Genomic DNA, 12533 nt, shown 5'->3' on the forward strand with positions numbered 1-12533 from the left:
GCATGAAAAAAGTTTGGTCTTCTCTATTATTGTTTTTCTGTATTGCTTCAAGCATACAAAGTCAGGTAAAAAGAAATACTTATTTGCAATTTGATGTTGCAGCCTCAATAACACAAAATTCAGATTACGACAGTTCATCCAGTTCCTTTATTATTCCAGATGGCACGGGAGCAAAAATAGGTTATGGAATTCATTATAATAAATGGGTTACTCTAGGAATTCACAGCGGTATTGACTGGCAATGGGACAGCAAGTTAGTTGCAATTCCTGTTTTTCTAAATTTTGGATTAAACCCAAAAGTGGGCAGGGAAACCAGAATCATGATGCACGCCGGTTACGGAAAAGGTTTTGCAATAGGACGCAATAACTTAAGTGGTGAATACGGAAAACTTAAACTAGGAATTGGTGCAGATGACGTTGCTCTTTTTGCAGAAGTTGCTGCGTATCATTTTCCTTTTAATGATGAAAAAAGCGTTGGGAACATTTCTCTCGGAGTCAGTTTAATAGATTTCTTTCATTACAAATAAATCATACATCTCTTTTAAAAGCAAGAAGCACATTACATATTCATGCAATGTGCCTACTTCTAAAAATAATGTTGCTCCATACTTGTTTACTGCTTAATAGTGAGGAACATTTTTTCCTCCAAACAAGAATGTAGAAAAATAATCGTAAAACTTTTCGAATAACTTTTTCATAATAGTGTATTTTTTAATTGTTAATATTAAATAGACACCAATAAAAAGAGTAAATCAGAAAGTTATAATAGAAGTGGGATCATAATAGCAAGTTACAAAATTTTATCTTACAAAAAACACTTTTGCAAAACATTATTTAATTTATTATCAATACATTACCCACTAACACATCAAAATTGTATTACAAAAAACATTTTCCGCCTATAATCGGTTGTATTTAATGTTTTCCATAATTTCGACTAATTCTTTTTGAACAGAGATCCCTTTGTCTGCGAGATACCATAATTGCAGATCAGTTTTGATTTTTTCATCAATCGCGCCCACTTCTCTTTTATGAGTTTCCATAAGCTCCGCAGCCCCTTTTGGTCTTGGCCCCCAGTCGGCACGAACAATTCCTGCTTCTTTACAAATCACGATAATTTTAGGAATTGCTCTTCCATTATTAGTTAAGTACTGGTTCATTAATTCGTCGTTTTCATCACGAAGAACAATTCTAAGATCGATTCTTTTATCAGATGCGTGCGCCATTTTATCTAAAACAGGAAGAATCTGCGCTGCATCGCCGCACCAGCCTTCAGACAAAACCAGCCAGATGTAATGATTATCTAAATGCTGGAGTTTATAAATTACATCTTCAGAAATGGTAATCGTTTTTTCTAAACGATTCATTCGGGCTTCATTCAGCTTTGAATAATTTGTTAAACTTTCTGACTGTACACTTCCGGTTGATTTTCCTTCAGATAATAAATCAGTTACTAATTTTCGATATTCAGCATACGAATGACTATTAAATAATGCTTTTGCTACAGTACTTTTCATAAAGGTTTATTTTGCTTAGCATAAAATTAATGATTTTAAGAAGATAGAGGAATGACTTTTATCACATTCAAACGAAAAAAAAAATCAAAAAAGACTTTATAGAAATTAAAATCTGTGAGCTTAATTAATTTTTTGTCAACATTATTTTTAAAAATCAGAATATGTCTATATTTGCACAAATTAACGCAACACAACATGAAATATAAAAGAATTCTTCTTAAACTTAGCGGCGAGGCCTTAATGGGTGATTTACAATACGGAATTGACCCTAAAAGATTAGGCGAATATGCAGATGAAATCAAGCAGATTCACGACAAAGGAGTAGAAATTGCGATCGTTATTGGAGGAGGAAATATTTTTAGAGGCGTTGCTGGTGCAAGTGCAGGAATGGACAGAGTACAAGGTGACTACATGGGAATGCTTGCTACTGTTATTAACGGAATGGCTTTGCAGGGCGCACTTGAAGATAAAGGAATGAAAACGCGTTTGCAGACTGCTTTAAAAATGGAATCTATCGCAGAACCTTATATTAAAAGAAGAGCAGACCGCCACCTTGAAAAAGGAAGAATTGTAATTTTTGGTGCCGGAACAGGAAATCCATATTTTACAACTGATACTGCAGCTGTTTTAAGAGGAATCGAAATCAATGCCGATGTTATCCTGAAAGGAACTCGTGTTGATGGTGTTTACGATTCTGATCCTGAAAAAAATGCATCGGCTGTAAAATTTGATTTTATCTCGTTTGATGATGTTCTTAAAAAAGGATTAAATGTAATGGACACTACGGCTTTTACTTTAAGCCAGGAAAACAAATTACCAATTGTAGTTTTTGATATGAACAAAATTGGAAACCTTTTGAAAATCTGTGAAGGAGAAAATATCGGAACTGTAGTAAACATATAGTTTTCAGTAACAGCTTACAATCGCTTTTGATAGTAAACCAAACTGAAATTTAAAAAACGAAAACAAAACAAAAAAATGACTGAAGAAATCGATTTTATATTAGAAAGTACTGAAGAATCTATGAATGGTTCTATTGCACACTTAGAAAAAGAATTTCTAAACATTCGTGCAGGAAAAGCTTCTCCGGCAATGCTTGGAGGTGTTTTTGTTGATTATTACGGAGCCGCTACACCACTTTCTCAGGTATCAAAAATCAGTGTGCCAGATGCAAGAACAATTACTTTACAGCCTTTTGAAAAAAACATGCTGTCTGTAATTGAAAAAGCAATTTTAGTTGCAAACATTGGTTTTAACCCAATGAATAATGGTGATGTTATTATCATCAGCGTACCGCCTTTAACAGAAGAGCGCCGTCGTGATTTAGCTAAACAAGCAAAATCAGAAGCCGAAGATGCAAAAATTGGTATTCGTAATGTGCGTAAAGATGCTAATACTGATATTAAAAAATTAGAAAAAGAAGGAACTTCAGAAGACATTTGCAAATCTGCAGAAGAAGAGGTTCAAAACTTAACAAATGCTTACACTAAAAAAATTGATGAGTTATTGGCTGCAAAAGAAGCCGAAATCATGAAAGTTTAAGTATTTGATACTGAATTTTAAGTAAATCCGTCTGGTAAAATTATCAGACGGATTTTTTTATTCTTATTTTTGCATACCAAAATCAAATACTTTCACGTTTTTGAATCTATATAATTCTCTATGAGGCTATTTTGTTTACTGACATTATTTTTTACGCTTAGTATTCAGGCGCAATTTCAAATTAACGGAATTGTAACTGATTCAAACAACAATCCTCTTCCCTTTGCTACCATTACAACTTCTGACAACAGCAATACTATAACTGATGTTGACGGGAAATTCATTTTTAAAACGCTGACTAAAACCGGGAATTTTCAGGTTTCTTATATTGGCTTTCAAACTAAAATTATTGCATTATCTGAAAACAAAAACTTTTATTCCGTTTCGTTAATTCAAAAAACAGACGATTTACAAGAAGTTATTGTTTCTAATGAAAATCCGGCTTTAACTATTATCAAAAAAGTTATTGCATCTAAAAACAATAATAACCCGCAGAAGAGATTAAAAAGCTTTGATTACAAAACTTATAACAAACTTATTGTTACTGCCAATCCGGATTCGATAGATGGAAGAATAGATTCATCTGCAGTATATAAAGATTTGGACAAGAAGAAAATCAACATTGATTCTTCTGATTATAAGTTCAAAGAAATCATCAGCAAACAGCATTTATTTCAAACAGAAAAAGTTTCGCAGTATCAGTTTGGAAATAGTAAACTGAAAGAAACTGTGCTGGGAACAAAAATTGCCGGTTTTAAAAATCCTATTTACGAGGTTATCGCTTTCAGTTTACAATCAATTTCTATTTATGACAATAAATATGAATTGTTTGAAACCAAGTACGAAAATCCAATTTCAAATACTGCTCCGGCGTCTTATAATTATAAATTGTTAGATACTGTAAACATAAAAGGACGCGAAACTTTTATGATTTATTTTAAAAATAAACACAAAAGAAAAACTTCAGGCTTAGAAGGTGTTTTATATATTGACTCACAAAACTTTGCGATTGCAAAAGCAGTAATGCGTATAAAAGGCGTTTTGGATATCAGCGGTATTCATGAATTTAATTATGTACCCGATGAAAAAATCTGGTTTCAAAGCAATACCACTTTCAAAATTGTAAAAGGAAAGAATGATGACGACATTAAAATTCTGGGCGGTACAATTCAGTTTGACGGTGATGTCGCCGAAGATTTTGAACCGAGAAAAAAAGTCGCATCTGATTTTACATATTTACTTTCAGAAAGTAATAATTTCGACATTCATTATAATCTTCAAACTCCAATAAAAAATCCATCTCTTTATATTGAAATTAAAGATGATGCCGGGAAAAAACCTGAAGAATTCTGGAATCAGTACAGAAAAGAAGCCTTAGACCAAAAAAGCCAGAAAACGTATCAATTATTAGACAGCCTGTCTGTAAGCCGAAGAATTGAAAAACGTTTAGGATTTGGACGAAAAATCATTAATGGCTACATTCCTATTGGTCCTGTCGATTTAGATTTAAAGAAAATCATTAGTTACAATAATTATGAAGGTTTTCGTCTGGGGCTTGGAGGCGTAACAAATGATAAATTTTCTAAAAATTTCAGACTTGAAAGTTATACTGCCTACGGCACAAAAGATGGTGTTATTAAATACAATTTAGGAGCAGGATTTTTATTCGACAAAAACACCAATACCTGGATTAACGGATCTTATACTGATGATATTCGTGAGATTGCAAGTACTGTTTTTGCAGTTGACAAACGTGTTTTTAAAATTTACGATCCTCGTCCTATCAACATTAGTACTTTTTATCATTACACCAGCTGGAAAGCCAATGTACAAACAAAGATTATCCCAAAAACAGAGGCTGTTCTTGAATTAGCCAGAACTGAAATTGAACCTAAGTTTGATTATCTTTTTAATTACAACGGCCAGTTGTACTCAAGTTATATTATGACAACGGCAATGCTTTCTATCGTTTGGGCGCCTTTTAGCGATTTTATGCAGACACCGACAGGAAGAACTGAATCTGACAAAAGATTTCCGAGATTTACTTTGCAATACACTCAATCACTGCCGAATGTTTTAGATAACGATTTTAATTTTGGCAAAATAGATTTTAAAACAGAATACGAAAAGAAATACCTAAACGGTCAAAAAACAAGTCTGCTTTTACAGGGTGGTTATGCCATGGGCGATGTTCCTCTTACACATTTGTACAATACAATGCCTAACAACCTTACCAAAGAAACGATAATTCAGCGTATTACTTTTGCCGGACGAAACAGTTTTGAGACAATGTTTTTTAATGAATTTTTCTCAAGTCAATACGTCTTTTTTCAGGTAAAACACGGTTTTAACCGACTCAGAATTATGAAAAAAGTTCGCCCAACAATAGTTTTAGTCAGCAGAATGGCGTGGGGAAATATGGAAAAACCGGAACAGCATGTAGGTCCTGAATATAAAACGCTCGATAAAGGCTTTTTTGAATCAGGTCTTGAATTAAATAAAATCTACAAAGGTTTTGGACTTGGCGGATTCTATCGTTATGGACCAAACCAGTTAATGAAGTTTGAAGATAATATTGCGGTTAAAATTTCTTATGTTCTTGATTTGGGACTTTAATTTTTAAATTCCAAATTTTTGAAAATTCTAAATTCCAATTATAAAAATCTGTTATTTCGACCGAAAGGAAATCACGAACATTACATAAAATAAAAAATCCAAATCCCAATTTGTAAAGTTGGAATTTGGATTTTTTAATATTTGAATTTCTAAAAAATTTATGGTTTCAAGATCAAAACAGACGGCGTATTGTTAAGCCATGTACTTTGCGATTCGATTAGTTTTTTCCAGCTGTCTAAACTGATAATCATCAAATTCTGACCATCTAAAAATTCTTTCTTAATTGTTCTTTCATGCATAATCATAATATGATTTGGAGCAATTTGTTCAATAGATCTTATGGTTTCCTGAATTTCACGCGTACTTTTCACTTCACCGCTGGCATCAAGAACCGTAATCTGCGAACCATTATTATTGATTAGTTTTTTAGCATAATCAATTAAAAAAGCATCTTCTTTACTAAAAACCGGCATGAAAACCTGATTGACTTCTTCCAGATCTTTATCGATAAAAATACCAACCGGCATTTTAGTTTTGGCAATAATATGTCGGGTTCTCTCGTCAAAAGGATTATTTTCAAACAAACCTTCTTTTCCGGTAAACTTATCTATCAAACGATCAGGGTTTACAATTCGGGTTGTAAAACCAAGAATTTTTCCAAGTAAAGTTCCGTCAAAAATTGACTGCCCTAAACCAACAAGTAACAAATCATATTCGCCCTGATTTGCTGCATCAATAATATCTGTATCAATATCATTAGAAACTTTAAACAAACTTACCATATTCTGATTCAGTTTATGCGATTCATCAACAACCGGAACCAGCATTTTGCGTTCGTGTTCTTTAACGTCAAATGAATGTATTTCGGTGCTTAAAGACAAATGCATGGCAGTAACAATCGAATTATCCTGTTGTTTTTTAACCAGGCTGTTGGCAATTTTCAAAAGTTTTTTTCCTCTTTCAGGTGTAGCAAACGAAAGCAGAATTTTGTATTTACTTTTATTTCCTATTTCCTGAGGAATCGCCGTTATTTTATCTTTAAAAATAAAACCAATAAAATCTAAAGCCGGACCTGTCATAAAAGTGGTTACTAATGCCATAATTACCATCATGGTAAAAATTTCTGTTGACAAAACGCCAAGGTCATAACCAATATTTAAAACCACAAGTTCCATTAATCCTCTGGTGTTCATTAGCGCTCCAATGGCTAAACTGTCTTTCCAGTTTTGTCCTACGAATTTTGCTGCTAAAGCACTTCCAAAAAATTTACCCGCAACAGCAACGGCAATAATTAATCCTGTTATTTTCCATAAAGCCGGATCATTTAATAAACCAATTTGTGTACGCAATCCTGTAAATACGAAAAATAAAGGCAGTAAAACGATAATCGCAACATCTTCTACTTTTTCGATAAATATGTTTCTGAATTTATTGTTTTCAGGCATAATTGCTCCGGCCAAAAACGCACCAAACAAAGCATGAATTCCAATTAACTCTGCAGCATAAGCAGAAATCAAAAGTGTAATAAAGAAAATTGCAACAACAGGTTTATTCAAACTTTCACGGGTTGCATTTAAATCGCCTACACGTTTTAGGAACGGACGAACAATTTTCAACATGATAATCACATACAAAATTGCCAGTCCAATAACGTACAACGAACTCGTAAAAGAACCTGCTTTTACTATAGCAATTACAACTGCCAAAATACACCAGGCTGTAATATCATCAGCAGCCGCACAAGTAATGGCAATAGTACCAAGTTTCGTTTTCTGCATGCCTCTTTCCTGAACAATTCTGGCTAAAACCGGAAAAGCGGTGATACTCATGGCAATTCCCATAAACAATCCGAAAGAAGAAAATTCAACACCAATTGGGGCAAAAGTGTGGTAAATATAATAGGCTAAACTTAACCCTAAAGCAAACGGAATTACAATACTGGCGTGGCTGATAACTACAGCATCATGTGCCTTGTTTTTTAATACTTTTAAATCGAGTTCCATACCAATAACGAACATAAAAAGTATTAACCCAATCTGACTTAAGAATTGTAAATTACCTAATGATTCTTTTGGAAATAAAGCTGCTGAAAATTCCGGAAAATACATTCCAACCAAAGACGGCCCCAGAACAATTCCCGCTATCATTTCTCCAATTACAGAAGGTTGTCCTATTTTTCTAAAAAACCATCCAAATAATCGTGCAACCAGAATAATCGTTACGATTTGTGCCAGCAAAATAGCTAACGGATGCTGTAAATTATGAACCATCGAATCCAGAAAATCGTTCCAATGGTTGCTTTCAATTTGTTTTTTAACGATGTTGCGACCCGCTTCTAACGCTGCGCCTTTTGAAATTACCCAATATATCAACGCCGTAAAACCGCCAATTATGGTAACGTAAAATAGAGAGTTTTTAATATTATTCATAACTCGTTCTTTTAATTTATTGCCGCAAATATCAGAACTGAGCGTTAAGTGAAAAAGCAAATTCCAAGCTAATTTTTAATCTATGTAACAAGTCGGGAAAATTTTGTAATAAGTTATAAAACTTGCTTCAAGATGGTTATAAACCTGAGTGTCCAAACTTTGATACATTTTACAATTTTACTTTTTTCAAAAAATCAGAACGATAAGTTTCACTTAAAATTAAAGTTGTATTCTTATTATTTTCATCTGCGTGATGCAGTGCAATTTCATTATGATTAAAAAACTTTATTGCCTTAACCGCTACAATTTCTTTTTTATTTATTCTGCAGAAATCCGTTTCGGGCAGTTCTTGTAAAAGAGTATCGAATTTAACGTTTTTTAAATTCAAAAAACTCCCGTCGGCAAGTAAAACCGTTTTGTCACGACTGTCACTTACTGCTGTTGTAATGTATTGGATTTTATTAAAATAGAGCAGCGTTTTGCCTTTATCAGTATTAAGCTGAATAAATTTTTTAGCCGAATTTGATTTTTCAAAACGTTCAAAAGCTTTTGCAATTGCTTTTTGCAAACGTTCTAATTTTACAGGTTTTGTAATATAATCTACTGCATCAATATTAAAAGCATCGGCAGCATATTCTTTATAAGCGGTGCAAAAAATCACCAGTTTATTTTCGAGCATTTCGGCTAAATGCAAACCATCTATCCCCGGCATTTCGATATCTGAAATCAAGAGGTCGAAATCCAGCTCCGGAATATCAGACAAAAGTTTCTGCGGATTATTGAATGTCTTTACAATTTCCAGTTCCGGAATTTGTTCACATAGCATTTTTAAATAAGTCAGTCCCGGAAGCTCATCGTCCAGAAGCAAGCATTTCAGTTTTGTATTCAAGTAAATCTATTTTTAGATGAGCAATATAAATGTCGTTTTCTATAAACTTATCCAGTTTAAAATTGTTTTTGTAAATAATGCGGAGACGATGTTCTAATGTCGCATGGCCAAAACCGCTTCGTTCCTTTTTCAGTACTTTTTTGTCTGAGATTTTGTTTGAAACCGTCATAAAAAAAGCATTGTCTTTAAACTCAAAAATAACTGAAATAAAAGCATCGGCACTTTGAAGATCTGCATGTTTAAAAGCATTTTCGATTAAATCAATAGAAATCAGCGGTGCCAGCAATGGCTGATCATACAATTTATCATCCTCATTAATATTGGTTTTGATTTTTAATTCAAAAAGCGGACTGATTTTTATCTTATTAATTTCGATTAAATTCAGCGCAAAATTGATTTCTTCTTTTGCCGTTACAAATTTCTTTTTGCTTTCATATAAAATATAATCCAGAACATTGGCCAGTTTGTCTAACGCAAAATACGTTTGATAGGCATGCGACTGAATTGAATTTAAAATATTTTTAAACAAATGCGGATTCAGTTTTGATTCTAAAGTTTCAAGCTGTAAATCATTAACTTTTGATTCTAAGGCATAAAAACTTCTTTCTGCATCTTCTTTTGCCTTTTTTGACTGCATTAACTGATAAATCATAAAACAGATTATCACAATCAATAACAAAAGAATCGCTAAAAAAATAAATGTTGTGGTATTGTTATCCTGCATTGTTCTGTTTTTTCTTATTTATTATTAATTGTGTCCAATCTAAAATCAACAGATCAAAGCTAAAAAATATTTCCGTCAGTTTTTAATTATTGCAAATATGAGAAAAGCTGAGGATTAAACACCAAATCGAAAGAAATATATCACAAATAAACTGTGTTCAAATTTATGTTAACATTAAGTAAAATACTGTCGATTCATGATGATTTTGAGCACTTTTCACTACATTTGCATCCATTTTTAAAGATTTTATGAAAAACACAATTCAAGTTGGATTTTGGGAAAAACTAGCCCGAATCATACTTAAAAACAGAATTTCAATTCTAGTTATTCTATCTGTTTTAACTGTTTTCCTTGGATATCAATGGAAAAACCTTTCTATGACTTATACTGAAGCAAACCTGCTTCCTAAAGATCATATTGCAAATAAAGATTATCAAAAATTTCTTGACAAGTTTGGTGAAGAAGGCAACCTTATCGTAATTGGTTTTCAGGATAAAAACTTTTTTACTCCAAAAAACTTTGCAGCCTGGAACGAGTTAATGACGGGATTAAAAAAATCGAAAGAAGTTGATTTGGTCGTTTCTTTAAATGATTTGAAAAAACTGGAAAAAGATACTGTAAACGAAAAATTTGTTTTAACGCCTTTTATCGATCAGAGTAAAGTTCTAGATCCTGCTTATTTAAAAAACGCCCAAAACGAATTGTTTAATAACCTGCCTTTTTACGAAGGTCTTTTATTCAACAAGAAAAGCGGAAGTGTACGTTCGGCAATTTACATGAACAAAGCCTTGGTAAATACAGCTGAAAGAAAGACTTTTATTCTTCAAAATCTGGTTCCGAAAATCGATAAATTCGAAAAAACTACCGGAATTGATCTTAAAGTTTCGGGAATGCCGTACATCAGAACAATTAATGCTGATAATATGAAAGGCGAAATCGGACTTTTCATTGGAGCATCATTATTGACGGTTTCTTTGATTTTCTTTTTCTTTTTCCGTTCATTTAGAGCTACGTTTATTTCAATTTGTATTTTAATTGTCGGTGTAACATGGTCATTTGGAACGTTAGGATTATTTGGGTATAAAATCACCATTTTAACAGCAATTATTCCACCGCTGATTATCGTAATCGGAATTACAAACTGTATTTTCCTGATTAATAAATACCAGCAGGAAATCAAAATACACAACAATCAGGCGAAAGCTTTACAGCGCGTTATTTCAAAAATTGGATCTTCTACTTTGATGACCAATTTAACCGCTGCGATTGGTTTTGCAACGCTAATGATTACAGGAAACGAACTTCTTTTTGAATTCGGTTTAGTAACTTCTATTAACGTACTTTCTGTTTATACTTTGACACTTTTTATTGTGCCAATTATTTACAGTTTTATGCCGTTGCCAAAAGCTAAACACTTATACCATTTAGATAAAACGTATATTTCGACTTTATTAAATTCTGTTGCCACTGTTGTTAAAGGCAAAAAAACTATTGTTTACATTATTTATGCGGTGCTTTTTGTTGTGAGTTTGAATGGTGTGAGACAAATGAAAGTTTCTGGAAGTTTGATTGGTGAAATGCCAAAAAGCGCTTCTTTCTTTAAGGATATTTTGTTTTACGAAAAAGAATTTAATGGTGTAATGCCACTCGAAATCATGATTGACACCAAAAAGAAAAAAGGTGTTATGAAAGCTTCGACGATTCGTAAAATGGATGAATTGCAGAATACAATTTCTGAAATTCCAGAATTGGCAAAACCGGTTTCTGTAGTAAATTTGGTGAAATATTCGAAACAGGCTTTCTATAATGGAAACCCGGAATATTACCAATTGCCGACTTCGCAAGAGCAAACTTTCATTTTAAGTTATGCTAAAAATGCGACTAAAAACAGCAAAGAAAATCTAATGAAAGCTTACGTAGATTCGACTGGACAATATGCCCGAATCACGACTTTCATGAAAGATATCGGGACAGATGAAATGGCGAAAGTAGAAGGAAAACTTCGCAAAAAAATTGACGAGATTTTCCCAAAAGATCGTTTTGAAGTTACGATTACAGGAAAAGCATTAGTTTTCCAAAAAGGAACAACGTATCTGGCGCATAACTTAATCGAGTCGCTTCTTTTTGCTATAGCAACTATCGCAATTTTGATGCTGTACTTATTTAGATCTTTCAAAATGGTAGCTGCGTCATTGATTACAAATATTTTACCGCTTTGTATTACTTCGGGATTAATGGGTTATTTCGGAATTCCGTTAAAACCTTCAACGATTTTGGTATTCAGTATCGCTTTCGGAATCTCGGTTGATAATGCTATTCAGTTTATGGCGAAATACAAACACGATCTTATTCAAAATAAAGGAAAAGTGAAGAAATCTGTTTTCAGCGCCTTGAGAGAAACCGGAGTAAGTACTTTCTATACTTCTGTAGTTTTAATTTTAGGTTTTGCGACTTTCACTTTATCAAGTTTCAGCGGCACCATAGCTTTAGGAGGATTAATTTCTTGTACTTTGGTTTTTGCCATGTTTGCTAATTTGGTAGTATTACCTTCTTTGGTTTTGACTTTTGAAAAGAAGAAAACTAAGAGAGAGGAATTGGAGAATTTGGAGAAATAAGCTTTATTTTTCAAATATCTGACTACGATTTATCACAATCTTGTCATTTCGACGAAGGAGAAATCTCCGTAAGCTGCTCCGCACAGAAATTAACTTTGTAGAGTTTCTTACGGAGATTTCTCCTTCGTCGAAATGACAAAAAATGCTGTCGTAAAACCGACTGCCCTAGCCCTGATAGGAGCGACATCCTTTTTCTTGCTC

At 33.0% G+C, this 12533-nt stretch carries 9 protein-coding genes; 5 read left to right on the forward strand and 4 right to left on the reverse strand.

Going from position 1 to position 12533, the window contains the following annotated elements; all coding sequences use genetic code 11:
* The first annotated feature begins 2 nt into the window (after positions 1-2).
* Entirely contained in the window at positions 3-527 is a 525-nt protein-coding gene (locus ABD859_RS03345) for a hypothetical protein (RefSeq protein ID WP_345140248.1), read from the forward strand.
* A 372-nt stretch (positions 528-899) separates the two neighbouring features.
* Here ABD859_RS03345 and ABD859_RS03350 read toward each other — a convergent pair whose 3' ends face one another.
* On the reverse strand, positions 900-1517 hold the full coding sequence (locus ABD859_RS03350; protein WP_345140252.1) for a thioredoxin family protein: 618 nt from the start codon (positions 1515-1517) through the stop codon (positions 900-902).
* Between the two features lie 195 nt (positions 1518-1712).
* On the opposite strand from ABD859_RS03350, the gene pyrH reads away from it, so the two are divergent.
* The 3 genes from pyrH to ABD859_RS03365 all read left to right on the forward strand — a co-directional run bounded on the left by pyrH (position 1713) and on the right by ABD859_RS03365 (position 5675).
* Complete coding sequence (gene pyrH / locus ABD859_RS03355) at positions 1713-2420, forward strand: UMP kinase (protein WP_012022665.1); 708 nt, start codon at positions 1713-1715, stop codon at positions 2418-2420.
* A 75-nt stretch (positions 2421-2495) separates the two neighbouring features.
* A complete protein-coding gene (gene frr, locus ABD859_RS03360; RefSeq protein ID WP_345140255.1) occupies positions 2496-3059 on the forward strand; it encodes a ribosome recycling factor in 564 nt (187 codons plus the stop codon).
* Positions 3060-3179: 120 nt separating this feature from the next.
* Positions 3180-5675, forward strand: a complete 2496-nt coding sequence (locus ABD859_RS03365; protein ID WP_345140258.1) for a DUF5686 family protein — start codon at positions 3180-3182, stop codon at positions 5673-5675.
* A 158-nt stretch (positions 5676-5833) separates the two neighbouring features.
* Here ABD859_RS03365 and ABD859_RS03370 read toward each other — a convergent pair whose 3' ends face one another.
* The 3 genes from ABD859_RS03370 to ABD859_RS03380 form a co-directional block, all read right to left on the reverse strand.
* Positions 5834-8104 (reverse strand): cation:proton antiporter, encoded by a 2271-nt coding sequence (locus ABD859_RS03370; RefSeq protein WP_345140261.1) that lies wholly within the window; start codon positions 8102-8104, stop codon positions 5834-5836.
* A 169-nt stretch (positions 8105-8273) separates the two neighbouring features.
* Positions 8274-8993 (reverse strand): LytR/AlgR family response regulator transcription factor, encoded by a 720-nt coding sequence (locus ABD859_RS03375; protein ID WP_345140264.1) that lies wholly within the window; start codon positions 8991-8993, stop codon positions 8274-8276.
* Entirely contained in the window at positions 8956-9717 is a 762-nt protein-coding gene (locus ABD859_RS03380) for a sensor histidine kinase (RefSeq protein WP_345140267.1), read from the reverse strand. The genes ABD859_RS03375 and ABD859_RS03380 overlap by 38 nt, the downstream gene beginning before the upstream one ends.
* A gap of 248 nt (positions 9718-9965) precedes the next feature.
* On the opposite strand from ABD859_RS03380, the gene ABD859_RS03385 reads away from it, so the two are divergent.
* A complete protein-coding gene (locus ABD859_RS03385) occupies positions 9966-12332 on the forward strand; it encodes an efflux RND transporter permease subunit (protein ID WP_345140270.1) in 2367 nt (788 codons plus the stop codon).
* Positions 12333-12533 lie beyond the last annotated feature (201 nt).

This window comes from Flavobacterium ginsengiterrae (genome assembly GCF_039539785.1).
Taxonomy (GTDB): Bacteria; Bacteroidota; Bacteroidia; order Flavobacteriales; family Flavobacteriaceae; genus Flavobacterium; species Flavobacterium ginsengiterrae.